Origin of the sequence: Ruegeria sp. SCSIO 43209 (genome assembly GCF_019904295.1) — a bacterium.
Classification (GTDB): domain Bacteria; phylum Pseudomonadota; class Alphaproteobacteria; order Rhodobacterales; family Rhodobacteraceae; genus Ruegeria.
In genome coordinates this window covers 594593-616456 of the sequence record NZ_CP065359.1, presented here as the reverse complement: position 1 = coordinate 616456, position 21864 = coordinate 594593, and the positions used below count along the sequence as shown (strand labels likewise).

35 protein-coding genes, 1 tRNA gene and 1 pseudogene are annotated in these 21864 nt (G+C 55.5%); 19 read left to right on the top strand and 18 right to left on the bottom strand.

Features of this window, described 5'->3' with window-relative positions; genetic code table 11:
- Window positions 1-77: 77 nt before the first annotated feature.
- On the top strand, window positions 78-338 hold the full coding sequence (locus tag I5192_RS03160; protein ID WP_223117736.1) for a hypothetical protein: 261 nt from the start codon (window positions 78-80) through the stop codon (window positions 336-338).
- Between the two features lies 1 nt (window position 339).
- Here the strand turns inward: I5192_RS03160 and I5192_RS03155 are convergent, their stop codons facing one another.
- Complete coding sequence (locus tag I5192_RS03155; protein ID WP_223117735.1) at window positions 340-930, bottom strand: hypothetical protein; 591 nt, start codon at window positions 928-930, stop codon at window positions 340-342.
- A 44-nt stretch (window positions 931-974) separates the two neighbouring features.
- The gene (locus tag I5192_RS03150) at window positions 975-1142 is read right to left on the bottom strand and encodes a hypothetical protein (RefSeq protein ID WP_223117734.1); all 168 of its coding nucleotides are present in this window, start codon (window positions 1140-1142) and stop codon (window positions 975-977) included.
- Between the two features lie 244 nt (window positions 1143-1386).
- On the opposite strand from I5192_RS03150, the gene I5192_RS03145 reads away from it, so the two are divergent.
- From I5192_RS03145 to I5192_RS03130, 4 genes are all read left to right on the top strand, one after another.
- Complete coding sequence (locus tag I5192_RS03145; RefSeq protein WP_223117733.1) at window positions 1387-1758, top strand: hypothetical protein; 372 nt, start codon at window positions 1387-1389, stop codon at window positions 1756-1758.
- A gap of 105 nt (window positions 1759-1863) precedes the next feature.
- Entirely contained in the window at window positions 1864-2328 is a 465-nt protein-coding gene (locus tag I5192_RS03140; RefSeq protein ID WP_223117732.1) for an N-acetyltransferase, read from the top strand.
- Between the two features lie 148 nt (window positions 2329-2476).
- Window positions 2477-3355, top strand: coding sequence for a hypothetical protein (locus I5192_RS03135; RefSeq protein WP_223117731.1), 879 nt, complete (start codon window positions 2477-2479; stop codon window positions 3353-3355).
- A 118-nt stretch (window positions 3356-3473) separates the two neighbouring features.
- A complete protein-coding gene (locus I5192_RS03130; protein ID WP_223117730.1) occupies window positions 3474-4010 on the top strand; it encodes a hypothetical protein in 537 nt (178 codons plus the stop codon).
- 127 nt (window positions 4011-4137) lie between these two features.
- On the opposite strand, the pseudogene I5192_RS03125 reads toward I5192_RS03130, so the two are convergent.
- The 3 genes and pseudogenes from I5192_RS03125 to I5192_RS22740 all read right to left on the bottom strand — a co-directional run.
- Window positions 4138-4248, bottom strand: a pseudogene (locus I5192_RS03125) (glycine zipper 2TM domain-containing protein); the annotation flags it as partial.
- A gap of 231 nt (window positions 4249-4479) precedes the next feature.
- A complete protein-coding gene (locus I5192_RS03120; protein WP_223117729.1) occupies window positions 4480-4686 on the bottom strand; it encodes a hypothetical protein in 207 nt (68 codons plus the stop codon).
- Window positions 4687-4822: 136 nt separating this feature from the next.
- On the bottom strand, window positions 4823-5071 hold the full coding sequence (locus I5192_RS22740) for a helix-turn-helix domain-containing protein (RefSeq protein WP_370644369.1): 249 nt from the start codon (window positions 5069-5071) through the stop codon (window positions 4823-4825).
- Window positions 5072-5223: 152 nt separating this feature from the next.
- Between I5192_RS22740 and I5192_RS03115 the strand changes: the two genes are divergently transcribed.
- Both I5192_RS03115 and I5192_RS22735 read left to right on the top strand, forming a co-directional pair.
- Window positions 5224-5976, top strand: a complete 753-nt coding sequence (locus tag I5192_RS03115) for a hypothetical protein (RefSeq protein ID WP_223117728.1) — start codon at window positions 5224-5226, stop codon at window positions 5974-5976.
- A 32-nt stretch (window positions 5977-6008) separates the two neighbouring features.
- A complete protein-coding gene (locus I5192_RS22735) occupies window positions 6009-6326 on the top strand; it encodes a helix-turn-helix domain-containing protein (protein ID WP_223117727.1) in 318 nt (105 codons plus the stop codon).
- 148 nt (window positions 6327-6474) lie between these two features.
- Here the strand turns inward: I5192_RS22735 and I5192_RS03105 are convergent, their stop codons facing one another.
- The 4 genes from I5192_RS03105 to I5192_RS03090 form a co-directional block, all read right to left on the bottom strand.
- A complete protein-coding gene (locus tag I5192_RS03105) occupies window positions 6475-6750 on the bottom strand; it encodes a DNA-binding transcriptional regulator (RefSeq protein ID WP_223117726.1) in 276 nt (91 codons plus the stop codon).
- A complete protein-coding gene (locus tag I5192_RS03100) occupies window positions 6747-7103 on the bottom strand; it encodes a type II toxin-antitoxin system RelE/ParE family toxin (protein ID WP_255612027.1) in 357 nt (118 codons plus the stop codon). The genes I5192_RS03105 and I5192_RS03100 overlap by 4 nt, the downstream gene beginning before the upstream one ends.
- Window positions 7104-7263: 160 nt before the next feature.
- Entirely contained in the window at window positions 7264-7575 is a 312-nt protein-coding gene (locus tag I5192_RS03095; protein ID WP_223117725.1) for a type VI secretion protein, read from the bottom strand.
- Window positions 7572-7733, bottom strand: a complete 162-nt coding sequence (locus I5192_RS03090; RefSeq protein ID WP_255612026.1) for a hypothetical protein — start codon at window positions 7731-7733, stop codon at window positions 7572-7574. Before I5192_RS03090 ends, I5192_RS03095 begins: the two co-directional genes overlap by 4 nt.
- 191 nt (window positions 7734-7924) lie before the next feature.
- Between I5192_RS03090 and I5192_RS03085 the strand changes: the two genes are divergently transcribed.
- The 4 genes from I5192_RS03085 to I5192_RS03070 are packed head-to-tail and all read left to right on the top strand — an operon-like array spanning window position 7925 to window position 9508.
- Window positions 7925-8491, top strand: a complete 567-nt coding sequence (locus I5192_RS03085; RefSeq protein ID WP_223117723.1) for a hypothetical protein — start codon at window positions 7925-7927, stop codon at window positions 8489-8491.
- A gap of 10 nt (window positions 8492-8501) precedes the next feature.
- A complete protein-coding gene (locus tag I5192_RS03080; protein WP_223117722.1) occupies window positions 8502-8672 on the top strand; it encodes a hypothetical protein in 171 nt (56 codons plus the stop codon).
- Window positions 8673-8695: 23 nt separating this feature from the next.
- Window positions 8696-9058, top strand: a complete 363-nt coding sequence (locus I5192_RS03075; protein ID WP_223117721.1) for a hypothetical protein — start codon at window positions 8696-8698, stop codon at window positions 9056-9058.
- Between the two features lie 9 nt (window positions 9059-9067).
- Window positions 9068-9508, top strand: coding sequence for a hypothetical protein (locus I5192_RS03070; protein ID WP_223117720.1), 441 nt, complete (start codon window positions 9068-9070; stop codon window positions 9506-9508).
- An 83-nt stretch (window positions 9509-9591) separates the two neighbouring features.
- On the opposite strand, the gene I5192_RS03065 is transcribed toward I5192_RS03070, so the two are convergent.
- Window positions 9592-9858: a hypothetical protein gene (locus I5192_RS03065; protein ID WP_223117719.1), complete on the bottom strand. Its 267-nt coding sequence runs from the start codon at window positions 9856-9858 to the stop codon at window positions 9592-9594.
- A 309-nt stretch (window positions 9859-10167) separates the two neighbouring features.
- Window positions 10168-10243 (bottom strand) — tRNA-Thr (locus I5192_RS03060).
- A 179-nt stretch (window positions 10244-10422) separates the two neighbouring features.
- On the opposite strand from I5192_RS03060, the gene I5192_RS03055 reads away from it, so the two are divergent.
- Window positions 10423-11298 carry a hypothetical protein gene (locus tag I5192_RS03055; protein WP_223117718.1) on the top strand — a complete coding sequence of 292 codons (876 nt, stop codon included), beginning with the start codon at window positions 10423-10425 and terminating at the stop codon, window positions 11296-11298.
- A 10-nt stretch (window positions 11299-11308) separates the two neighbouring features.
- On the opposite strand, the gene I5192_RS03050 is transcribed toward I5192_RS03055, so the two are convergent.
- Window positions 11309-11575 (bottom strand): DUF2312 domain-containing protein, encoded by a 267-nt coding sequence (locus I5192_RS03050; RefSeq protein ID WP_170397751.1) that lies wholly within the window; start codon window positions 11573-11575, stop codon window positions 11309-11311.
- A 147-nt stretch (window positions 11576-11722) separates the two neighbouring features.
- Here I5192_RS03050 and I5192_RS03045 point away from each other — a divergent pair, with 147 nt between their 5' ends.
- Complete coding sequence (locus I5192_RS03045) at window positions 11723-11941, top strand: hypothetical protein (RefSeq protein ID WP_170397154.1); 219 nt, start codon at window positions 11723-11725, stop codon at window positions 11939-11941.
- Between the two features lie 9 nt (window positions 11942-11950).
- Here the strand turns inward: I5192_RS03045 and I5192_RS03040 are convergent, their stop codons facing one another.
- Entirely contained in the window at window positions 11951-12166 is a 216-nt protein-coding gene (locus tag I5192_RS03040; RefSeq protein ID WP_170397156.1) for a hypothetical protein, read from the bottom strand.
- Between the two features lie 242 nt (window positions 12167-12408).
- Between I5192_RS03040 and I5192_RS03035 the strand changes: the two genes are divergently transcribed.
- Genes I5192_RS03035 through I5192_RS03020 form a run of 4 tightly spaced genes read left to right on the top strand, consistent with a single transcriptional unit; the run spans window position 12409 to window position 14589 of the window.
- Window positions 12409-13272: an MBL fold metallo-hydrolase gene (locus I5192_RS03035; RefSeq protein ID WP_170397158.1), complete on the top strand. Its 864-nt coding sequence runs from the start codon at window positions 12409-12411 to the stop codon at window positions 13270-13272.
- Between the two features lie 19 nt (window positions 13273-13291).
- Window positions 13292-13720, top strand: a complete 429-nt coding sequence (locus tag I5192_RS03030) for a YeeE/YedE family protein (protein ID WP_223117717.1) — start codon at window positions 13292-13294, stop codon at window positions 13718-13720.
- Window positions 13720-14151 (top strand): DUF6691 family protein, encoded by a 432-nt coding sequence (locus tag I5192_RS03025; RefSeq protein WP_223117716.1) that lies wholly within the window; start codon window positions 13720-13722, stop codon window positions 14149-14151. The genes I5192_RS03030 and I5192_RS03025 overlap by 1 nt, the downstream gene beginning before the upstream one ends.
- Before the next feature lie 9 nt (window positions 14152-14160).
- On the top strand, window positions 14161-14589 hold the full coding sequence (locus I5192_RS03020) for a TIGR01244 family sulfur transferase (RefSeq protein ID WP_170397163.1): 429 nt from the start codon (window positions 14161-14163) through the stop codon (window positions 14587-14589).
- A 5-nt stretch (window positions 14590-14594) separates the two neighbouring features.
- On the opposite strand, the gene I5192_RS03015 is transcribed toward I5192_RS03020, so the two are convergent.
- From I5192_RS03015 to I5192_RS02995, 5 genes are all read right to left on the bottom strand, one after another.
- On the bottom strand, window positions 14595-15689 hold the full coding sequence (locus I5192_RS03015; RefSeq protein ID WP_223117715.1) for a FliM/FliN family flagellar motor C-terminal domain-containing protein: 1095 nt from the start codon (window positions 15687-15689) through the stop codon (window positions 14595-14597).
- A gap of 77 nt (window positions 15690-15766) precedes the next feature.
- Window positions 15767-18448: an ATP-binding protein gene (locus I5192_RS03010; RefSeq protein ID WP_170397168.1), complete on the bottom strand. Its 2682-nt coding sequence runs from the start codon at window positions 18446-18448 to the stop codon at window positions 15767-15769.
- Window positions 18436-18756 carry a hypothetical protein gene (locus tag I5192_RS03005; RefSeq protein WP_170397170.1) on the bottom strand — a complete coding sequence of 107 codons (321 nt, stop codon included), beginning with the start codon at window positions 18754-18756 and terminating at the stop codon, window positions 18436-18438. Before I5192_RS03005 ends, I5192_RS03010 begins: the two co-directional genes overlap by 13 nt.
- Window positions 18753-19133: a response regulator transcription factor gene (locus I5192_RS03000; RefSeq protein ID WP_170397172.1), complete on the bottom strand. Its 381-nt coding sequence runs from the start codon at window positions 19131-19133 to the stop codon at window positions 18753-18755. Before I5192_RS03000 ends, I5192_RS03005 begins: the two co-directional genes overlap by 4 nt.
- Window positions 19134-19211: 78 nt before the next feature.
- Entirely contained in the window at window positions 19212-20507 is a 1296-nt protein-coding gene (locus tag I5192_RS02995) for a helix-turn-helix domain-containing protein (RefSeq protein ID WP_170818042.1), read from the bottom strand.
- A 176-nt stretch (window positions 20508-20683) separates the two neighbouring features.
- Here I5192_RS02995 and I5192_RS02990 point away from each other — a divergent pair, with 176 nt between their 5' ends.
- On the top strand, window positions 20684-21220 hold the full coding sequence (locus tag I5192_RS02990) for a helix-turn-helix transcriptional regulator (RefSeq protein WP_170397176.1): 537 nt from the start codon (window positions 20684-20686) through the stop codon (window positions 21218-21220).
- A gap of 149 nt (window positions 21221-21369) precedes the next feature.
- Window positions 21370-21864 carry an acetyl-CoA carboxylase biotin carboxyl carrier protein gene (accB, locus tag I5192_RS02985; RefSeq protein WP_170564810.1) on the top strand — a complete coding sequence of 165 codons (495 nt, stop codon included), beginning with the start codon at window positions 21370-21372 and terminating at the stop codon, window positions 21862-21864.

Here is a 21864-nt window from a genome sequence, read left to right as displayed (position 1 = left end):
CGCCCGCCCGCGCGCCATGGAGTTAAATACGATTACCCAGCAATATCAAAGGCAGTTCCCGGATAAGGTACACACGCATGACCGACCGCGATAATTCAACAATCTGGATCGAAGAGTTGAACCCACCCCATGTGCGGCTCAGCTTCACGCACTACCCGTGGCAGAATGCGCACCGGATCACACAGCGCGCCCAAAAGCTGGCGCAGAACTATTCCAAGGGCTGGCACTGCGCATACTGTGGCAACCTCATGCCGGAATGGAAACGGGTGGACGCCAGGTATTGCAAAGAAGGCTGTCGCAAGATGGCCGCACGGAAGCGAAGGTCTAAACCGATTTAGTTCAATACCATGCCGCGAATAATTGCAGCGACACTATCAGTACTAATGCCGTTGCCAGAGCTTTTATAAATAGCTTCTCAAGGGGTGATGGCTCGCGTCCTGGTAGCTCTCCAATGCTTTCTATCTCTTCCATCGCATCGTCCGATATTTCATGTCCATACAACGTGAAGGCGGCATGATATATTTTTTGTGCCGCTATAGTTAATCCGAATATAGCCAAAGAGCTTGCAAGCGAAAGAAAGATGCCGTTTCCAGAAGCCGCAACTAGCAAAAAAAATGACAATAATGAAATCACTATGAATTGCGTGATCGAAAACACAACTGCAGTTGTCATATCGGTTGAAACTAAGAAGAGGCTGAAATGGTAGATTGCGAATGCAATCAATACTAACCACCACACGGATACCGGTGTCAGAAAAAGGTACGAAAACGCCGTATAAAACGCCCATACCAAAAGCACTAGCTCCAGTAAGGCCAAGAGCGATTGATGCCTTGGATTGCCAACAAAGCTCAATCGGAGCAAGGCGCTAGCGCAGATGGACGCAAGGGCCAAATCGAAAGTTAAGAATGCGATGTAGCCATTCAATGTCATTGGTCGCAGTTCCCGACACAGGCCGCTCTCCGGCGCTAAGAGCGCTATCCCTGCAACGCTGGCTCTGGCGTGATTAGTTGTTCATATCGCTCAACGGCTGCCAGATACTCCACGAGTTGCTTGCCTTCCTCGGTATCTGGTTCTGATCCCCACAGGTACTCAATTTCGCGTAGGGCGGCACGGTATTCAGTCGGGGTGCGTACAGTGGTCATGGAAACACCTCAAAGCTTAAATCAATACGATGTGCTTACCTTAAAGCGTGTGATTCTGATAGGCGGCAGTTTTGGTCTAAACACGCGTCGGCTCAATGCTTCATGACCTGTCGGGCTGGCTAGCATACCATGGCGATGCAATGGATTAACGCACATTAAGCAAAGTTAACTTTGGCTTTTTCAAACCATAACGCGACTTCATTAATAACACTTCCCGAGTTCTTTAAGTTAATGGAGTGCGGCAATGTTTGACTTTAGTGACGTCACTTTCGACGTGGACAGTTCATATGTGATTGAAGCTGGATCGCAGGATTATGAGAATAATTCCAATGATTTGGGTTTGAACTTGGATTCCAATGATTTGGATGTTGGATTTGAAGAATGGGCAGACTCGTTGGATCATTCACCAAATGCAGAATGGACGTCTGAATTTCTAGGCGAATTCGCGGACCTGCAAAAGTTGCGCGACATGCAAGAACTGATGGAGAGTGGCACGCTTAGCCTTACGGCTGAAGAACTGAACCAACATAATCAATTGTTGCAAGTGCTAATGACGACTTACGGGAACACTATAGCTGAATTGTTGCGAGCGACTGCATATAGCATTACTCGCTAGTGTTCTGGCCCTGCACCGGCTGCGCCCGGTGCGGGGGGCCTTTTATACCAATCTTCGCCCTCCGGCGAACTTCACAGAGCAGCCCTATTCGCATAGGATGTTCATATGCCTGAACTTCGACTTTTGACGCGGGAGACACTCCGTCCCATCGCGGCGCTGAGCGTACGCGACGACCAAACGACATTCGTTGCGCCGAACCTCATGACAATGGCCCAATCGTTGTTCGAACCTGGCTCCGAGATTTACGGCATTTGGGAAGATGAAACTCCTGTCGGACTACTAGCAGTCGTGGACATGTCGCACCCCGACGCGGATCTGGATGAAGGTGACGACCCGGATAGGGTGTATATCTGGCGACTCATGGTTGACCAAGCCTATCAGGGGAATGGTTTTGGACGTTCTGCATTGGATTTTGCAAAGGCTCTTGCTCAGGAAAAGGGTCGTGCAAATCTGGTCATAAGCGTGGTCGATGAACCTGGGGGTGCACTGCCGCTCTATGAGCGGTTTGGATTTAGTCGGACAGGTAGGATTGTCGAAGGCGAGGTCGAGTTGGTCATGGCATTAAGCTGAAGAACCGCACTGTTTGACAACATAGTCGAACCACCGGTTGCTGATACCAACCAGGGTCTGAGCACCGTGACCTTTTGCTGAAAGAGATTGAGTTTCGAAGTTCCACTTGAATCAGTGTATAATACTCAAATTCTTTTTTGATTAGTTATTGGAGATTCAAATGTTGCGGTTAATTGCACTGGTATCTTTTCTTTCTGCCACTCCCGTCTTTGCCCAGGACTTCAAGGTAGGCACACTGAACACAGAATCTGCGTCGGATACGCAACCCTTCATTGTCAGCCGAACCATACGCAATATTGGTAAGGTCGATATTTGGGCGCTACAGGAAGTAGCGGGCCTAACAGCAGTCGAGGAATACACAGTAGCGGCTGGCGCGGTTGGTCGGAGAAGCAGCTATCGCGCAATAGTTAGCGAGAGTGGCACTATTACTCAGCAGCACCGCCGAGACGACCAACTCGCCATCGTGTACAACTCATCCCGGTTTAGGCAGGTCGAAAACGTCGAGCTTCACGGCATTCGATCCAAGCCCGGCGCGGTTGGTGGCAGATTGGGTGAGCCTGACTGGAACCTGCGCGGCGCATTGTTCATTCGTCTGCAAGACAAAGATACCGGTGTTGAATTCTATGTCGGAAATGTTCACCTGAAGTGCTGCGGAGAAGGTAAAGATACCCGAGCCCATCAAGCCGAAATCATCAAGTCATGGATAGAAAGGTCTGATGTTCAGGTCATCTTGACAGGTGATTTCAACATTCCAGTCGAGCCTTCCAGCGCGGATGGCAACCAAGGCTCGGATGCCTTCAAAACTCTCGAAAGCGTAGTGAAGTGGGAGCGCCCACAGAACCCGATAAAGACCCAGTGCAGTGATGATTTCAACTCCATGCTGGATCTCTTCTTTTTGAAAGGAGGCCCTAACATCGACACGATAGACGTTACCATTCACGAGACTGATAGCGCTTTCTGCGATGCAGAGATGGTTGGCGGCCCCGACCATCGCCCGGTAGTCGCGAACTTCTCAATTCAGCCCTAAGTTATTTCAACGAGAAATAGGGACGTGCCCGCTTCGACTGCTTACAAAGGTATAAAGGAGTGGCAGTTTCAGAGCTCAATCTACCACATGAACTTCTAAATCTACCTTAAGGTGCCCAATGCGTTGGTTTGTTGAACATCCATATATGACTTTTTTCCTAGCTTTAGCAGGATTGGCGATTGGCGTCCTTTCATTGGTGGAACCAAAGTATGCGCTGGTTACTAGTGGCGAAGTATGTGGGTTTAACGAAAAAACAGTTTCTTACCGCGAACACGAGTTCAAACTATGCGCAGATCCAAGTCACGGTGTATCAAGCTATCAGCATTCGGAAACGGTACGCGGTTCGAGTGGTTGGCGAGATGGAGGGTACAATCAGTTGGCCTGGTGCAATGATGTAAAGCGACGCAAAGAACAAGCCGTTGGTGAGTCAATCATTTGGGGGCAAGAAACAAGAAGCGAGGATAGCAAAAAGGACTTTCTGGGACACGTCGAATACAACTATCATTGCTCAATCCCGGCAAAATGGGGTCCGGTGTATGTTGCGAAAAGATCCGCCGCGTGTGGTAGTGAGCCATACTCCGAGAGGATAGAAAGTGAACCTAAGACCTGTATTGATGAGACAACCCGCATTGGTTGGAAATGGTCTTGGCAATAGTTTCGAGCCGTTCAGATTAGTCGACAGCTAGTTTAGCCAGCCCATTCATTAAGTGCTAGGCTGCCAAATCCGCGCTAGCTCCGTTGGCGATGTCGCCCTCCGTAATTTGTTAGTTACAGGCTGATTGCCCTGCATACATCCCGACGCCTGCGCCCGCTGCTGTCGCCAGGGTCTTGCCTGTTCCGCCACCGAACCGATTTCCAACCACTCCTCCTAGGGCAGTGCCACCTAGGATAGAAACGTATCAGCGCCTGTAGCCAAATTGTCATGAAACCTCGGTAATCCTGCTCTCAGATTCGAAATTTGGAGCCCGCTATGCTTGAGGTCATCGCATACCACATCGTTTCCTTTGTCGTAGGGTTCTTAATCGGATTGCCTGTTGGAAACGCTGCTTTGCGGTATTTTGAACGTAATGAAGAACGTGAGGTTGGTGGCTAAGCCGCCCTCGTGTTTTCTGTGGTGCGTGGTTTCATCTCTTTGCCGTAGAAAGAGGATCTCGTGTTTTGAGCTTCTCGGCCCAGATGTCAGCATGTTCCTGCAAAAGCACCGAGCGCGTATCGTAAAGCGCCATGAGTTGACTACCCGCCCACATTGCCATGCTCTTTTCCTGGTCGTTGGCAGCCAGCTCGTATGCATGGACAACGACTGATTGGGCGGTTGCGGGAATAAACTTCATTTGGAACTCACCTTGTTACTGATCCACTGTACTCAATCAACTTAGTGGTTCAATCACAGTGAATTTTGTCACTCAGGAGACGTTATAGCGGCAATACCTTAAATTACGCCTTCGACGTTTAGCAGGTTTAGCGAATTTAGCAGGGGTTCCTGACCAGTCGCTGCCCACCTACAGACTTTGCTTCAATTCTGCTCTCACGCGCCCAGCGGTTTACCGTGGACTCACTTCGGCCTACTAGCTTGGCGCATTCCTGAACAGTTATCCAATCTTGGCGCTTTGGTTTGAGCACTACATTCAGCGCAGCCGCGATGCGATTCAGTTGACGCTCTAGTTTTTCAATTCTCGCCTTGTCGATGACGACATAGACCACTTCTCGTTCCGGCATAAGGCTAAACTCCGCGCTACCCAGTGATGCAATCCTTGCGAATGTCACCCAGCCCAACTTGGAAATCCAAAATAGAAGCAACTGGTTACTGGCACTCCGCTAAGACTTGAGGCAATGATGCCGTCATGAAACTGTCCCGAACATTAGAGATGATGCCCAATTTGGTTGGTCGCAACGTGGTTCCGCAGGGAGTTATTGATGAAGGCCGGATCTTTGCATTGGGTACCTTCAGTCGGACCAATTTGGACCATGAGCGCGTGGTAGATGTATTGGAGGGGCTCAAGGATCACGTGTTCCAGCCATTCGGGGTGCACCCCTGGGCCTTTGTGCTGGACTACTCCACCTTTGAGACGGATGGGGAAACGAAGCCGCTGACCATTTTGGAGGTAGTTAGGCCGCATGTTGACGGCAGAATTTTGGTCAATCAGTACATGGTGATGCCCAGGCGTGTTCATTTCATGTCCCAATTAGTGTTCCAACACACCGAAACCGGCACTCGCATTGTAATTGCCAAGTCTGCTATGCGCGATGACGACACTGAAGAACTTGCAGCGATGTCCAATTACCCACTCGCTGTCGCAATCCTAAATACGCGGGGGTGCCGAATTGATTTGAAGCGTGCGCCAAGCATCAAGAACGAAAGGCGTATAAGGGCCGGGAAAACTCCGATACCTGCACACTACAATACTGACGCAGGCGAGTATCTAACCGCGCTCAATTCCCCCAAAGAAAGCGTGGATCGCGGCGGCGCACGCGCCAGCCCGAGGCCTCACCTGAGACGCGCCCACGAGCGAGTTCAATCTGATGGCAAGCGCTCAATAATACCACCGGCGCTAGTTAACGTGCGTACCGAGGGTGATATTGCCTTTGTGGAGCGGCGAAAGGCGTATAAGCGGCTTTCATGACTGAGGCAGCCGAACACTGGAGGTAGACAAGCGTGACTAAGCTCTTAACCATCGAGCAAGCCGCCGAACTTCTTAACGTACCAAAAGGCTCTCTACGCACTGCCGCCGAAGAACACGGGTTCTTGGTCCGCATTGGCAGAGTAATTCGTTTGGATGAAAGCCAACTCGGGGAGTTGGTTGAAAGATGTAAGGAGCCGCCGAAAACGCGTATGGTGGATTTCAGAGACTTACGCGGTTATCCGAGCGAGGCCGAAATGCTGGCATCGGCAAGCAGAGCGGCACAGGCTCTTAAGGAACTTGGGAAGGGCGAGCGTAGGCAACAGCGGAAGAATGGCCACTTATCAAATTGATAAAAGTACAGCTTAGAAGAGCAAAGGCCCCGCCGAAGCGGGGCCGTATTCAGCACTGGCCGGAGACTTGCTTTCGTCCTGATGGCCAGTGGCCCTTGGTAGGGTCTTAATGCGGATGCTTTGCAGCAGTGCCGCCACAGTTTGCGATTTACGCCAGAGCCCGCGCGACTGCCTCGGGTTCTTTCTCAATCACCTTAAGAAGCACCTCTGCTGGCCCGCTTACAGAGCGCTCACCTTGCTCCCACTTCCGGTAACCGGATACTGACATTCCCATAAGGGGGGCCATTTCTTTTTGTGTCAGCTTAGCTTTTGCGCGGACAGCTTTCGGGTCGGCAGGCTCATGAACGACGCCAGGGCCTTCACCCTTAACATGGGCAAGGGCTTCACTCATTGCTTGAATCAGGTCGTCACCAAACTGTGTCATGCTTTGTTCCTTGCTTCTTTCTTGATTGCTCTCGCCAATGCAGCCAGAGCCTTCTTTTGTTCCTGCGTTAGGTCAGTCTGCACGTTCTTCGCATAGATAGCCAAAGCATATATTGGTATGGTTTCGTCTAGGTAATAGTAAACTACCCGTGCGCCACCACGCTTTCCTCTACCCAGAAGGGCAACTCTAACCTTTCTAATTCCACCCGTGCCAGGAATCACATCCCCGCATTCAGGATCGGCAGCCAATAAGTCTATGATTTCCTTCTTTTGCGCCTCAGTTACGATAGATTCTGCCTGAGCAGTGAAGAAGGGAAGTTCTGTTACTGTCTGCATTTTTGTTATATAGCCCAATGGGGCACCCTTGCAACCCCAATGGGGTACTTTCTGAAATCACTTTGTTTAAACTGATAAATGAACACTGGGCCACGGATAGCCTGCCCTATCAATATTGTCGATGCGCGCGAGGGCAACGGCGTGGCCAGCTTCATGAATGGTTGTTCGGTATATTTCGTCAGTCACTGCCATCTGTGGATTCCGTTTCGTATCCGCGCAAAACATCACTCATTGCTGCCCGTCCAGCCTCTGTTTCCGCAATACGCCTGACACGCTCATACATCGCGCGCTTAACCAATACTTGCAGCGCTGCTTGCTGGTCATAACAGGCCAGTCGTTCAATATCATTATCAAGATTCATACAGTCGCAAAGTTTGCTTATGAGCTTGTCCGAGAACGCCCAATCGCACGGATCGGGTTCTGGTTGGGCATTCAGATGACCGGTAGTATGCAGCAGTGCCGCAATGGTAGGTAAGGCAGTTGCTTTCATGGCTGGTCACCTTTTTTGACCAGTACAACACCAGTACCGTCAGCCGTGTCTCCATTGTCGATGAATTGGATGCCTTCGGCCTCTAAGGCCTTTCGTACCGCCTCTGCATTGTTGTGCTGCATTCCCCCCTTTTCCGTTTCGAATCTGTTGATGGTCATGAACGACACGCCAGCTTTTTCGGCTAACTCCCGAACCGAAATTCTTAGTGCGCTACGTGCCATTCTGACTTGCTCTGGCCTCATTCTGTATACTCCATATAAACTACTTTATACAGCATATTGACTTTGTGTTTACACTGTATCTATACTTAATACACAGTAAACAAAACGGCAAGGTAAGGAAATTCACCATGTACGACCGTCAGAACATCATGAACCGCGCTTGGGCCATCATGGGCAACCGCCCGTTTCATCGCGTGTTCTGGCGGCAATCACTGTGGCAGGCATGGGGTGAGGCAAAGGAAGCTGTGCGCCGTGCCAGCATGACCGAGGCGGACCACATCCGCGAAGCGATTAGCATGCTGGAAAACAAGGACACATGGACAGAGGCGGACTACCGCCAACATGACGAATTGGTTCTGGCTCTGCGTACCGCGCAGGACCATGAAGCCAAGGCAGACGACTACGCAGAAAAGCGCGACCTGATTGCCAGCGCAAAAGGCCGGTTCGTTTCCGTCACCTTCACTAAGCAGGACGGCACACAGCGCACCATGCGCGTACAGCCCGCCACCCTGCGCCGGCACATCAAGGGCGATGCAGCGTCGAAAGCGGCCCGCAAGGCCATTGAGACGCGCGCACATCGCCACCCGCACCTGTTGGCTGTCTGGGATACTGAGGCACAGGCCCCGCGTTCTGTAAACCTCGCAACCGTCTCCCGGATCGCTGCTGACGGCCACATTCACCACTTCACGCAATGAGAGGGACCACATGACCCGCGATGAAATGCAATCCGAAGCGCTGACCATCAAGTGCTTGCTTAACGCAGCAATGGCCATGCGCAACGCACCCGATCCGAACGACGAGACAATATTGCTCATTGAGATGGCCCATCAGCGCGCCGCCAAACTCAATACTGCTCTGGACGCCATTAACGACTGATCCACACGAAAGGAGATACCAACATGATTAACCGCCGCACAGTAGTCCAATCTGCGCCCCTTGCTGCACTCGCTATCGGGGGCGCAGTGCAGGTAGAGACCAAAGACCCCCACTCCGCGTGGGCCGCTGAACACAAGGCCATTCTTGCACACTTGTTTGCACCTGATGCCCCGGATCTTGAGTCCGATAACCCGGACTGGGTTCGCGCCAAGGAAATTGAGGACAAGCTTTGTCAGACGCCCGCGACGACACCCGAGGGTGCAGTGGCACAGTTGGAATTTGCCATGAGCGATGAAGCCAACTTTGAACTGGTTGGCGGCGTTGCTGGGGATCTGGACGGCCAAATCCTGCGCAACGTTCTTGCCACCCTGAAATCCCTGACTTGAGAGGTGCACATGACTATCCATCGTAGAACTATGCTGAAATCGAGCCTGCCCATGTTAGCTGGAACAATCGCAACTGGCGCTGTTGCCAGCAACCTGCTGGACAGCAATTCTGCCACCCCAATTCAGCGCCTGTACCCCGCGTGGGCTGACATCGGAAACCGTTACGGTAACGCCATTGATGAAAACCATGCTGTTGAAAAGCGCTTGATGGCTGAAAACCATCCAGACCGCTACGGGCTGATAGAAGACCACTACAAGAAATGCGTAGACCCTTTGTGCGTCGAGTTCATGGCGCTTGAAGACAAGATAATGGAAATACCATCGCAGGATTTCAAAGACCTTGCCATCAAGGGCCGCATATCAGCCCGCTCCGATGGGGTCATCGATGACAATCACCACCGGCTCATACGGGCCGACTCGGATAGGCTGCTAGGCTTCGTGAATATCTAGGCTGTGCCGCCACCCACCTCCACCGCAGGAAGCCGCCCATTGAACCGGGCGGTTTCTTTGTTGCCAATGTCCGCGCGGAGCCCCTAGCGCACCTTTCCCCGCCGACGACCTTCATCTGCCAAAATGTTGACGACTAACAATAGCGCTACAAATGCTGCGCAGGCCAATAAACCGAGAACCTTGCTCCATGTGAAGAGAAAGACTGAGACAAGCATCGTGAGCATTGCAGCCGTGAAGACAATCAATGAACTGATTACAAGTCTTAAGGTGGTTTTTGTGGCAAATTCCCAAATCCGTGAGTTTTCGATGCTGAGACGAACCTGACGATATCGGTGCAACAAAAGCTTCATCATATGACTGTGATACCCCTGCGACAGTTATTCAATAGCAGCCCGGTTGTGATTTTCTACGCGCGTCGACGTTTCGCGGGATCCGTAAAGGCTATCCATACTATGGAGGCCCCTCCAATCAACAACTGCAGAACCTGAAAAAACGTGAAATTATGCCAACCATTTCTTAAAGGCAGGAATGGGCAAGAGGCGCGGAATCACAACCTGTTCAAAATCAGCGGTTATCAATGAAAATTCGGGGGATAAATCAGGGGATACAGAGCAGTCGTTTCTGGAAATCTTTATTTATCAAAATTTTAAGTGATTGAGTGGTGCCCCCACACGGACTCGAACCGCGGACCTACTGATTACAAATCAGTTGCTCTACCAGCTGAGCTATAGGGGCACTGGGTGTCGATTAATATCTCGGAACAGGGACTGCAAGCCCGAAATTTCGGGTCATCTTAACTTTGTGCTGGTTTGCCTTAGGATAACAGTAATAACAGGCCTCATCCGAATTTGACTGCACCGGGGACAGGTTGTAACCCAAGCGGCGATCCCGACCGAGGTAAGGACAATTCCGATATGCAGATGGTCATCCAAGCCGGAGCGCACTTTACCGACCATGATCACCTGCTCAATCTGCTGCAGGCGAATGCGGATCTGGTTGCGGGAAATCATACTGCCTTTTGGGGGCTTCGTCCGTTCAGAAAGATCTTTCGACCTGCGCTGAAACCCTCTGCCGACCGGCCATCACATCAGGATACACTGGCGCGATTTCATAAACTGTTCCCCAATGGGCAGCAGGTTGACCGGGCGATCTTGTCGAGCGCGCTTTACCTGGGGGAACGGCCTTCCATCATCATGGATGGGCAATTTTACGCGAATGCCGGTCAAAGGTTGGCCTATCTGGATAATCTGTTCAGCGATTCGACGGTTGAGCTATTCGTGGGGCTACGTAATCCCGGCAGCTTTATTCCCAAGGTGCTGATGCTGCTGTCGGCGCCTGAGCGCGAGCATATCATTGCCACCACCGATCTGAGTTGCCTGAGTTGGCTCGCCATGATCGAAGACATTCGCGACCTAGCGCCAGATGTCAAAATCACTTTGTGGAGCAACGAGGATTCGCCGCTGATCTGCGGCGACATCGCGCGCGCGCTAGTGGGGCTACCCGAGGACACGCCGCTGGAACAGGAATACGCGCTGCTGTCCTCACTTGTCTCAGACATGGGCAAACAGGAGATTCAGAGCTTGTTAGAGCATCAAGCGGCCCCCAATGATCCCGTGCTCAGGGGCAGGCTGGCGCAGGTGTTTCAGCAGCATGCGCTGACGGATGAAATCGAAGAAGAGGTGGAGCTGCCTGGCTGGAACGAAGATATCGTTACCGCCTTTACCGAGCTTTATGAGCAGGATCTGGCACGGCTGCAGGCCATGCCAGATATACGTTTTCTGAACCCGTAACCGGCTGGCGCTACATGCCCAGCGCTTCCTTGTACATTTCCAGCACCGCCTCTTCCTCGGCGATGTCGTCCTTGTCGCGCTTGCGCAGGGCGACGACCTTGCGCATGACCTTGGTGTCGTAGCCGCGGGCCTTGGCCTCGGCCATGACCTCTTTCTGCTGGTCGGCGATATCTTTCTTTTCGGCCTCAAGACGCTCGAACCGTTCGACGAACTGGCGCAGCTCGCCTGCGGTCACTCGGTAGTTGGCTGCGGCCTGATCTTCGGTGATGTCTTCCATCTGCGTCTCTCCCAAGGGCTGAAAATAAGGTGCCGGATACATCGGCACCGACCCGACCGCAAGCGTGCATTCTGCACGGCGGGCTTGTCTGACCTGCGCCGATCCGATAAGCGCGGTCACGGATTCAAAGGGTGAGCGTAAACAACCATGTTCGACATTATCGTCTGGGGCGGGGCCGCCCTGTCTGTGGCCGGGCTGGTCGGTCTGGTCTGGTGCATCCTGCAAGTGATGAAAGCGCGCAAAGCCAACCTGACGGATGACGAGTTGCGCGCTGCAGTTCAGGGTGTTCTGCCTTGGAATCTGGCGTCGCTTTTCCTGTCGGTACTTGGGCTGATGATGGTTATCCTGGGCATTTCGCTGGGATAACCAGATCGATCAGATCGGCATATTGTCGAACCGCGCTTCAAGCACGTCTTCGCATAGCGCAGCATCCAGCCGACGCAAGCGCGATGGGATATGAACCCCCTGCGCGCGCATTTTATCCAGAACCATGCTGACATGTGGCTGAAGCTCTAGCCGGGTCTCAAGACACGCACCATTCAGCTTTTGTTCAAGCCGTTCCGCTTCGGTAAAAAGATCCTGAGCAGTCATTTCCTTCCTCCCATATGGTGCCAATGTGCCTGATATAGGTAACGAGTTTAAGACGAGCACGAGACCGGAACAAAACATCGCGAATTCTTGCCTAGTCAGGCAAAAAACCGTCAATATGTCCATGGTCGCCTAAAGCATACGCTCAAATTGCGGAGATTGCTTTGACAGACATCAACTCGTGATTAGGGGCTTTAAACATATTCCACTATTGTTATATGTATGCAAGCTGAACGGAGGAACCCATGACGCCAAGTGTGAAAGCTTTTTTCGACCCGCAGACCTTCACCGTCTCTTACGTTGTGCAGGAACCTCAGGGGCAGGCCTGCGCCATCATCGACAGTGTATTGGATTTCGATCACGCCTCGGGGCGGACCGACACCAGCTCGGCCGACCAGATTGTCGACTATGTGACGGCACAGGGACTGAAGGTGGAGTGGATTCTGGAAAGCCATGTCCATGCCGACCACCTGTCAGCAGCCCCTTACCTACAGGAAAAGCTGGGTGGTCAGATCGGGATTGGCGAGAATATCGTGGTCGTTCAGGACACGTTCGGCAAGGTCTTCAACGAAGGCACCGAGTTTCAGCGTGATGGCAGCCAGTTCGATGCACTGTTTGCCGAAGGGTCCAGCTTTCACATCGGCCAGATGCGCGGGGACGTTTTGCACACGCCAGGCCATACGCCAGCCTGCATGACCTATGTGATCGGCGATGCGGCCTTTGTGGGCGATACGCTGTTCATGCCAGATTTCGGAACTGCCCGATGCGATTTTCCCGGCGGGTCATCGGCGGACCTGTATGCCTCGATCCAGAAAATCCTGTCTCTGCCTGACGAGACGCGGATTTTTGTAGGCCATGATTACAAAGCGCCTGGTCGCGATGAATACGCGTGGGAGACCACAGTTGGCGAACAGAAGGCGCTGAACGTTCATATCGGTCAGGGCCGCAGCGTCGAAGAATTTGTCGAGATGCGTGATGCGCGGGATGCAACCCTTGCGATGCCGCGCCTTATTTTGCCCTCGCTGCAGGTCAATATGCGGGCCGGTCAGATGCCACCAGCGGATGAGCAGGGCGACGTTTTCATGAAAATCCCAGTCAATAAGCTTTGATACGAGGGCAGACGAGACAATGAATATCGAATGGATTTCGGGTCTGGCTGGTGGTCTGCTGATCGGGCTGGGTGCCAGCGTTTATCTGCTGTGTAATGGGCGGATCATGGGGGCGAGCGGCATATTGGGCGGACTGCTGGAACGCAGCGACCGGAGCGTATTAACGGAACGCCTGGCTTTCGTCGCTGGCTTGGTCGGGATGCCCTTATTGCTGCGCCCATTGATTGCGCCGCAGGCCGAGACCCATTTGACCCCGGATCTGGCGATCGTGATCCTTGCTGGGCTGCTGGTGGGGGCTGGAACACGGATCGCCAATGGCTGCACTTCGGGTCACGGCGTTTGTGGGATTTCTCGCTTCTCGTTGCGCGGGATCGTCGCAACGGTGTTCTACATTCTTGCAGGTGGTCTGACGGTTGCGCTGTTTCGCCATGCTTTGGGGGTGATCTAATGCGCTCAGTGTTTGCTTTTCTCGCCGGATCGCTGTTCGGCATCGGGCTTTTGATCTCAGGCATGACCGACACCACCAAGGTGCGGGGGTGGCTGGATGTGTTCGGCAATTGGGACCCGACGCTCGCCTTTGTCATGGGCGGGGCGATCCTGCCGATGCTGGTGGCGTGGCGATTGACACGGAACAGGATCCCTGTAGTGGGCGGACAGTTCCCCGCCCCGCCCCGTGTTGAACTGGATCGCCGTCTGATCGTCGGGTCGGTCCTGTTCGGCGTCGGTTGGGGATTGGCGGGTTTGTGCCCGGGCCCGGCGATGGCCTCGCTTGGATATGGAGGCGTTGGCGGGATTGTGTTCCTGATTGCGATGATCGCGGGCATGTTTGCGGCACCAAAGCTGGGTGCGCAACTGGACAGGATCGCCGACGCAGCCTAAGCAATTGCCATGGAGATTCGACCGATAACCCCCCGCTACGCCGTCTCACCTCAGATCTCGGTGGAGGACGTGCCAGCCATTGCCGAGGCCGGTTTCGTCAAGGTGATCTGCAACCGTCCCAATACCGAAGTTCCGCCGGATCAGCAGTCAGACGCCATCGGTCAAGCCGTTCGCGAGGCCGGGATGGAATATGAGGTTCTGGAGTTGACACACCAGACGATGACACCGGAAAACGTGGCGCTGCAACGCGATCTGGCCGAAAGCTGCAGCGGGCCGGTTCTGGCCTATTGCGCCTCTGGCACACGATGTTCGGTGGTCTGGGCGCTGGGACAGTGCGATCGGCTAAGCACGGATGAAATCCTCGATGCGACCGGAAAAGCAGGCTATGCGCTCGACGGGTTGCGCCCGGCATTGGAACAGCTGCGAGGGCGCGGATAAGCCTCCTAGTCGCGGCCATTGCCTTCGGGCGCTGGCAGACCGGCGAGGTGCGAGATTTCCGTGACACGCTGTTCGGAACTGGCAGGCAACAAGTCGTCGGGTTCCAGGAGGGAATCCTCGGTCGTCAGATCATGCGCTACTATATCGTCATCAAGCGGGGACGACATCTCGTCATCCGGGGCCGAGGGCGTCAAGCTTGATTTGCTAGCCAGAAATCCGGCGCAGTCCTTGGCGGGCAACGCAGAAGGAGGGCCTTGTTCGTTGATCCGTACCGCACGCATTCCGCCGCACTGACCCAGACGTCCGATGGCGGTTCGTGCACGATCGATTGACAGAACTTCAACCCGATCCACCCGCGCGCCCTGCAGCGGCAGGACATCCCCAACGGACAATTCCGAAAGCGCTGTCAGCGGCAAAGACAGGCGGCAGATCACGGTGTTCAGCTCAGCCCGAATTACCCCGGATGCCTGATCAAGATTCACCCCCGATTGGGTGATATCCGCAACCTGTTCCTGATCCGAGAGCGGGCGTTCGGGCAGCAGGATACTGACCTCGCCCTGACGCGGACCACCGGCAAGTTCGACCGTCAGATCAAACATGCGATAGACCTCATCCACCAGCGCCAGGTTCAGTGCGCGCCGACCTTCGGCGCGTGAGCTGAACTCATACCCGGACAGGCTGGCCATGTCTGCCGGGGACTCAACCAGTTTCAGAGCCCGGCTCAGCATATCCTCGATCAGAGGGGCGACCATGGCAGCGTCGGTGTCGGTAAACGCACGCTCGGGTGGTGGGTCAGAGGTGACCATGGCAATCGTTTGCTGCTGGACGATGGCAGAGACGCAACCCGGGTCCAGACAGGCCGCAGCCAGGCCGCCCTGATCCGAGGTAAACAGCAGCATCAACCACCCCTCATTCAGCCGGTCGGCTATATCTTCCTGCGCACGTACGGCCTGCTTTGCCCCGATGACCGACAGCGCCAGCCCCATGCTTTCGCCGGAGGCGCGTGCCAACCCCAGCCGCAAGGCGCGCAGGACCGAGCGGGGCGTGTCGGCACCGCATTGCCCCGCTGAAAGCTTTCGTGCCAGTGCTGATGTGGTCATGGCCCCGTTCCGCCGTTTGTCGATGCGATGACAATTTGTCTAACCCGGCGGAGGTTACGAATGTCTTTATGACGCCCTCATTGCGCGGCCTGACGAAAAGCCAGCGGAAGGCTGACGCGGAAGGCCGCCCCTCCCTGCCCCGGCAGATAGGCAACTTCGCCGCCCAAGCGCTGCATAATCTCTCGGCAGATCGCCAGCCCCAACCCTGCCCCGCCTGCCTTGTCCGAGCCGACGCGGGCAAATTTCTCGAATACCATCGATTGCGCCTCGGCCGGGATACCACCACCGTTGTCGATGAAATCGATTACCACTTGCCCGCCGACATCATGGGCCGAGATGGTCAGCACCGGTTCAATGGCGTCGCAATATTTCTGGGCGTTGGAAATCAGGTTGATGAACACCTGCCCCAGCCGGTCGAGATCCGTGTGCAGCGGGATACGTTCACTTGCGCGCACCCGCCGTACGCCAATCTTTCGATCACTGCCCGCCAGCGCGCTTGAAACGGCGCGGTCCAGAACTTCGCTTAGGGTGGCTTCGCCCATGTTCAGGCTAACCTGGCCGCTTTCCAGCACGCTAAGGTCGAGCAGATCATCCAGTAGCCGGGTCAGACGCAGCGATTCATCATGTATGATCGCAGCATAACGGATTTGTTCCTCGGCGCTGAGGCCATCGGTGTCGCGCATAATTTCAGAAAACGCCCGAATCGAGGTCATGGGCGTGCGCAATTCGTGGCTGACCTGGCTAAGAAACGCGTCTTTCTGTTTCGAGACTTGCGTAAGCTTGGCATTCGCCTCGCGCAATTGCCGCGCTGTGCGGCTGAGCTCAGTCGATTTCGCCTCAAGCTGGCTGGAATATTCCAACATCTGCGCGGACTCGTCGGCAACGGCCAACAGGTCTTCGACAGACACAGACGCCCCGCCAACGATCTGACCGATCATCGCATGCGCGGTTGCGGCCCCGACCGAGCCGCTGAGTTCGCGTTCCAGCCGTTCCAGAAACTGCGGCGTGGGCTCGGGCAGTCGTCCGGGGCGACCATTCTGGCGCTCGGCTTCGGCTTGAAAGAACTCTTGCGCGGGAATAGTGCCCAGAATCCGCTGGGTCATGATCATCAGGTCTTCGCTTTGCGCCACCGAACCGGTCCAGCCACGGGCTGAAACCGAATGGTCAAATACATTTACGAATTGCGCACCCTGAAGGCGTTCCAGCGGGCTGGGGAAGCTGAGCATCGAGGCGACGCAGAAGGCGATTGTATTCAGCGACAGCGACCACATGACCGTATGCACCATCGGGTCGATCCCTTCGATCCCGAACAACGCCTGCGGGCGCAGCCAGCCCCAGCCGAAGGGTCCGTTTTCAATCACCGATGCCGGGACAATGCCGCCACCCATGCCAGGCAGCAGCAGTGTGTAAATCCAGAGAAAGAACCCGACGCTGAGCCCGACCAACGCCCCAGTTCGGGTCGCGCCGCGCCAGAACAGGCCGCCCACCAGTGCGGGCAGAATCTGGGAAATCCCGGCAAAGGCCACCAGTCCGATCGAGGTCAGGGCAGCCCCGCCCCCCGAAAGCTGGAAGTAGAAATAGCCCAACGCCATGATCGCCGCGATCGAGACGCGCCGCGCCATCAGCACGACTGTTCGCACATCACCAGAGACCGACGCGGTGCCTTCCTGCGTATTCAGCCAGATCGGCATGACCACATGGTTCGAGACCATGGTTGACAGCGCCATCGCGGTAACGATCACCATTGATGTGGCCGAGGAAAACCCGCCGATGAACGACAGCATCGCCAACCAGTCATTGCCCTGCGACAGCGGCACGGTCAGCACAAACAGGTCGGGGTTCGAGCCTTCGGGCATCAGGTCCAACCCAACGACGGCGATGGGCACGACAAACAAGCTCATCAGCAGCAGGTAGAGCGGAAAGGCCCAGGCGGCGGTGCGCAGGTGGCTCTCATCGTCGTTCTCGACCACCATGACCTGAAACATCCGTGGCAGGCAGACAAAGGCCGCTGCCGAAAGGAAAATGAAAGTGGTCCAGCGCCCAGCATCCACATGCCATTGGCCAATTTCCGAGGCATCGATCTGATCCATCATCGGCCCCAAGCCGCCAGCGACGCCCCAGACAACAAAGATGCCAACGGCCAGAAGGGCGAAGAGTTTCACCACAGATTCCAACGCAATAGCGGTAACAACGCCGTGGTGGCGCTCATTGGCATCCAGATTGCGCGTCCCGAAGAGGATCGCAAAGACGGCCAAGCCCGCCGCGACCCAGAACACACTGGAGCCTTCGCGATAGAGACCTGAGGGATCGGCCTCGGCAAAGATCGAAAAGGACAGCGTGATCGACTGCAATTGCAGCGCGATATAAGGTGTGCCGCCCAGAACGGCTAGAATGGTCACGCACACCGCCAGTGTGTTGGACTTGCCGTATCGTGACGAGATCAGGTCAGCGATCGACGTCACGCGCTGGCTGCGTCCGATGCGCACGAGTTTGCGCAGGCCCCACCACCAGCTGATCATCACCAGTGTAGGACCCAGATAGATGGTTACGAATTCAAGCCCAGAACGCGCGGCGTTGCCAACCGCGCCATAAAACGTCCATGCAGTGCAATAGATCGACAGTGACAGGGTGTAGATCAGCGGGGAACGCAACCATTTCCCGCCGCCACGCGCAGCCAGCCGGTCCGCTGCGAAGGCGACGCCGAACAGAAGAACCACATAGCCAAGACAGACCAGAATCAGGACATTCAGGGTTGCCATGTCTCGGCCTCGGGCTCGGCAGTCTCGCGCGCGGTCATGCGTTTGGCGACGAAGCCGAAGATCACGCTGATCAGGATCAGAACACCCCAGCACGCAAAGATGTAGAACATGGCCGTCGATAGCGACAGAGCCTCGGCGCCTGCGCTATCATCCGGCCATAGAAGCGGCAGCGCGAGCATTGCGGCACCTAGAAACGGCAGCAGCCGCGCTGCATCCGCCAGCCTGCGCCGACGATAGCTTTGCCGTTCCAGAAACAGGGACGGACGAACTGGCGAGGGCCGATCTTTGCCGTCGCCCGCGGAGCTCATAACTGAGACGCCTGCGCATGCAGGTCGCGCACCGCTGTCAGGACTTCGGTGTTCGAAAACGGCTTGGTCATGAATCGGCTGACCCCTGCCTGCTCGGCCATTTCACGATCGCGGGATTGCCCGCGCGCGGTCAGCATCAAAACCGGCAACGCCTTCATATCATCATGTTCGCGCAGATCACGCAGCACATCCATCCCGCTTTTTCCCGGCAACATCACATCCAGAATCACCAGATTCGGCCGCGCGGACAGAATCACCTGCACCGCATCCGTTCCCTCGGCATGGGTTTCAACCTGCCACCCCTCGCGTGTCAGCAGAAACCGGATCGCCTCGGTGATGTTGGGCTCATCCTCGATCAACAGAACCTTGCGGCTCATATTTGCATATCCTCCCCATGACGGATTGCACGTCCGGCCACCCGTCCAGCCCAGATTAAGCGCTGCGTCACGAAACTGTCAAAACCCTTCGCTCAGGATCGATGGCTCGCGCCGCGCGCTGCATTCGCGTTTCGGGCATATCCGACAACTGGCTCCGGCTTGCGCCGCGTTTTCCGCAGGCTGCACCGTGTCTTCGACCGGCAGCACCAGCATGACCGAACGATAGACCGGCTCGGCCCCGAATTCCTTAGCTGGCTGAGGGGTTGCGATTGCAAAACACTCAAACTCAGCAGCAGTTCGACCAAGCTGAACGACCCGTTTCCGGATCGGGACCAAGGGCCGATTCAAGGCGGTGAACAAGGGCCAGAGCGGACAGGCCTCGCCATGGCGCGGCAGGGCAAACCCCGGCGCGGGTTTAAAGAACAGAACGCTGCCGGAGGCGTCGCAAATCACCAAGCCAGCCGGACGCGCCAGCGTGCCTTCAGGCAGAAAGGCCAACCGTCGCAGCACCGTAGCAAGGTCCACTGAAAACACCGTCGCCAACGCCAGAGGATCGGGGTTTGCTGCATCCAGCGCCGCACACACCTGATCCAGCGGCATAGCGCGCGCGTCGGCGGTATAAAGGTCCAGCAACCCCGAGGCCACAGTGTTGGCCGCAGCGGAATCGAGCCCATCCAGCGGCACTTCGGTCAATTGCCCACCGGCTTCGAGTTCCGGGAAATGATATCCTTGCTCGGCAAAAAACGCCTCGACCGCGTCCAGTGGGATACCGCGCAGATCGCGCTGCCCGTCACTGTCATCCAGATAGGTCACCAGCGCTTTGGAACTTTCGGCCAGTCGCTCGGCATCCTGATGCAGGTTGCGATGGAAACGGTCGCGCCATTCCGGTTCGATCTCTCCCGGTTCAGCCAAGATTGCAGCTGTTGAGCGGATGGCGGCGGCGGTCGACAGCACCTCGTGCATTGAGGCCGCCAGATGCGGGTCATGGGTCAGTCGGTCGGAAAGAACTTCGACAGTGCGCTCCAGCGACACTACGCGGCGATGCATCTGCGCCAGAACACCCGACCAACCGGGAAAGCGGCCGGCGAATTCTTCCAGCCCGTCCACCTCGGCCTTTTGACCGACTGCATCCGCCGCGGCTTCGCGCAGAGCGGCGATGAGCGTCTCTTCGATCCCTTGTGTCAGCAGCGACGGCTCGACGGACAAAGCCGCCGCGATATCGACAAGCAGTTTGCCCCCAATGCGGCGGCGGTTGTGCTCGATCAGGTTCAGATACGATGCCGAAATCCCCACCTGCCGCGCCAGCTCCGCCTGTCGCAGCCCAGAGATTTGCCGTCTTTCGCGTATCCGGCTGCCGGTCAGCGTGTCGCGCATGGCGTTTAGATCCTTGGCTGTTGCGGCTGGATTTGCAGATTAACTAAGTATTTATTATCTGTTGCTGACTAATTTTCAAAGAAGATTTACAACTTTGACAACAGCAACAGAAAGAAACCCGCCCTTTCCTGCCGCCCACCCTTCTCTTTCGACGCAATACCCGTCACCATAAGAACATGAGCGATCCCGCCTTTGAATACGCCCCCATCGGCCTTGTTGAGCTTGAGAACCGGATCATCCGACGGTGCAATCTGCAATTTGCGCGGACCTTTGGCGGGGATGAGGTTGACTATCGCAACATGCCCCTGCTGCATCTTTATCCTTCGGTCGCCGATTGGGAACGGATCGGCGCGCGTAGTCTGCAGGTGATGCGCGATACAGGCTATTACACAGACGAACGGGTGATGCGGCGACGCGACGGTGACCTGTTCTGGTGCCGCGCGCGGGGGCGTTCGCTGACGCCAGACGATCCGTTCCGGCACGGGATATGGAGCTTTTCGGACATCTCGGAAGAGCGCCCCTTGGTGCAATTAACAACCCGCGAACGCGAAGTGGCCATCCTGTCATGCCGGGGTTTGTCCGCGAAGGAAATTGGCGTTGAACTTGGGCTAAGTTACCGCACGATCGAGGCCTATCGCGCCCGCCTTTTGGAAAAATACGGAGCCCGCAAGCTACCAGAACTGGTCGCAAAATTGTCTGGAACGCCGCTGTAATCGCGACAGCCCTCGTAATTCGCGCAAAAACCCCCATTTGGCAGGCTTAGACGGCGCTTTTCATGGCCGTCTGCATGGCTTATAACCCTGCGTAATCAAACCAAGCCCGCAGCAAACAGACGGGCATAGGGGAACCTTCGAGGACACTCATGACAGATACCAAACACGAAGCGGATGTCGCGTTTATCAAGGCACTGGCCGAACTGCTGCGCGAGAATGACCTGACCGAATTGCAGGTCAAGCGCGAATATGGCGAGGAAGACAGCCTGAATGTCCGTGTCAGCCGCATGTCGCAGACCGTGGCCGCTCCGGTTCAGGTTGCGGTTCCTGCGGCTGCACCGGTTGCCGCACCTGCTGCCGCGCCGGCCGCTGCCGAAGCGCCCGCTGCCGTGGATGATCCCGCCAGCCATCCAGGCGCTGTGACCTCGCCCATGGTAGGCACGGTTTACATGCAACCGGAACCGGGCGCGCCTGCGTTTATCTCGGTCGGTGCATCGGTCTCGGAAGGTGACACGCTATTGATTGTCGAAGCCATGAAGACAATGAACCACATCCACGCACCCAGGTCGGGCACCATCAAACGCATTCTAGTCGGCGATGGTGATGCTGTGGAATTCGGCACGCCTCTGGTCATCGTTGAGTAA

Excerpts from the sequence above, each read along its gene's own strand:
- accB (WP_170564810.1), top strand. The coding sequence starts at position 21,370 with ATGACAGATACCAAACACGAAGCGGATGTCGCGTTTATCAAGGCACTG.
- I5192_RS03120 (WP_223117729.1), bottom strand. The coding sequence starts at position 4,686 with ATGAAGTTTATTCCCGCAACCGCCCAATCAGTCGTTGTCCATGCATAC.
- I5192_RS03130 (WP_223117730.1), top strand. The coding sequence starts at position 3,474 with ATGCGTTGGTTTGTTGAACATCCATATATGACTTTTTTCCTAGCTTTA.
- I5192_RS03050 (WP_170397751.1), bottom strand. The coding sequence starts at position 11,575 with ATGGAAGACATCACCGAAGATCAGGCCGCAGCCAACTACCGAGTGACC.
- I5192_RS03045 (WP_170397154.1), top strand. The coding sequence starts at position 11,723 with ATGTTCGACATTATCGTCTGGGGCGGGGCCGCCCTGTCTGTGGCCGGG.
- I5192_RS02990 (WP_170397176.1), top strand. The coding sequence starts at position 20,684 with ATGAGCGATCCCGCCTTTGAATACGCCCCCATCGGCCTTGTTGAGCTT.
- I5192_RS03115 (WP_223117728.1), top strand. The coding sequence starts at position 5,224 with ATGCCCAATTTGGTTGGTCGCAACGTGGTTCCGCAGGGAGTTATTGAT.
- I5192_RS03030 (WP_223117717.1), top strand. The coding sequence starts at position 13,292 with ATGAATATCGAATGGATTTCGGGTCTGGCTGGTGGTCTGCTGATCGGG.
- I5192_RS03160 (WP_223117736.1), top strand. The coding sequence starts at position 78 with ATGACCGACCGCGATAATTCAACAATCTGGATCGAAGAGTTGAACCCA.
- I5192_RS03040 (WP_170397156.1), bottom strand. The coding sequence starts at position 12,166 with ATGACTGCTCAGGATCTTTTTACCGAAGCGGAACGGCTTGAACAAAAG.
- I5192_RS03090 (WP_255612026.1), bottom strand. The coding sequence starts at position 7,733 with ATGACCATCAACAGATTCGAAACGGAAAAGGGGGGAATGCAGCACAAC.
- I5192_RS03155 (WP_223117735.1), bottom strand. The coding sequence starts at position 930 with ATGACATTGAATGGCTACATCGCATTCTTAACTTTCGATTTGGCCCTT.
- I5192_RS03095 (WP_223117725.1), bottom strand. The coding sequence starts at position 7,575 with ATGAAAGCAACTGCCTTACCTACCATTGCGGCACTGCTGCATACTACC.
- I5192_RS03085 (WP_223117723.1), top strand. The coding sequence starts at position 7,925 with ATGTACGACCGTCAGAACATCATGAACCGCGCTTGGGCCATCATGGGC.
- I5192_RS03075 (WP_223117721.1), top strand. The coding sequence starts at position 8,696 with ATGATTAACCGCCGCACAGTAGTCCAATCTGCGCCCCTTGCTGCACTC.
- I5192_RS03055 (WP_223117718.1), top strand. The coding sequence starts at position 10,423 with ATGCAGATGGTCATCCAAGCCGGAGCGCACTTTACCGACCATGATCAC.
- I5192_RS03020 (WP_170397163.1), top strand. The coding sequence starts at position 14,161 with ATGGAGATTCGACCGATAACCCCCCGCTACGCCGTCTCACCTCAGATC.
- I5192_RS03025 (WP_223117716.1), top strand. The coding sequence starts at position 13,720 with ATGCGCTCAGTGTTTGCTTTTCTCGCCGGATCGCTGTTCGGCATCGGG.
- I5192_RS03145 (WP_223117733.1), top strand. The coding sequence starts at position 1,387 with ATGTTTGACTTTAGTGACGTCACTTTCGACGTGGACAGTTCATATGTG.
- I5192_RS03140 (WP_223117732.1), top strand. The coding sequence starts at position 1,864 with ATGCCTGAACTTCGACTTTTGACGCGGGAGACACTCCGTCCCATCGCG.
- I5192_RS03015 (WP_223117715.1), bottom strand. The coding sequence starts at position 15,689 with ATGACCACATCAGCACTGGCACGAAAGCTTTCAGCGGGGCAATGCGGT.
- I5192_RS22740 (WP_370644369.1), bottom strand. The coding sequence starts at position 5,071 with ATGCCGGAACGAGAAGTGGTCTATGTCGTCATCGACAAGGCGAGAATT.
- I5192_RS02995 (WP_170818042.1), bottom strand. The coding sequence starts at position 20,507 with ATGCGCGACACGCTGACCGGCAGCCGGATACGCGAAAGACGGCAAATC.
- I5192_RS03035 (WP_170397158.1), top strand. The coding sequence starts at position 12,409 with ATGACGCCAAGTGTGAAAGCTTTTTTCGACCCGCAGACCTTCACCGTC.
- I5192_RS03080 (WP_223117722.1), top strand. The coding sequence starts at position 8,502 with ATGACCCGCGATGAAATGCAATCCGAAGCGCTGACCATCAAGTGCTTG.
- I5192_RS03070 (WP_223117720.1), top strand. The coding sequence starts at position 9,068 with ATGACTATCCATCGTAGAACTATGCTGAAATCGAGCCTGCCCATGTTA.
- I5192_RS03065 (WP_223117719.1), bottom strand. The coding sequence starts at position 9,858 with ATGAAGCTTTTGTTGCACCGATATCGTCAGGTTCGTCTCAGCATCGAA.
- I5192_RS03000 (WP_170397172.1), bottom strand. The coding sequence starts at position 19,133 with ATGAGCCGCAAGGTTCTGTTGATCGAGGATGAGCCCAACATCACCGAG.
- I5192_RS03010 (WP_170397168.1), bottom strand. The coding sequence starts at position 18,448 with ATGGCAACCCTGAATGTCCTGATTCTGGTCTGTCTTGGCTATGTGGTT.
- I5192_RS03005 (WP_170397170.1), bottom strand. The coding sequence starts at position 18,756 with ATGAGCTCCGCGGGCGACGGCAAAGATCGGCCCTCGCCAGTTCGTCCG.
- I5192_RS03105 (WP_223117726.1), bottom strand. The coding sequence starts at position 6,750 with ATGACACAGTTTGGTGACGACCTGATTCAAGCAATGAGTGAAGCCCTT.
- I5192_RS03150 (WP_223117734.1), bottom strand. The coding sequence starts at position 1,142 with ATGACCACTGTACGCACCCCGACTGAATACCGTGCCGCCCTACGCGAA.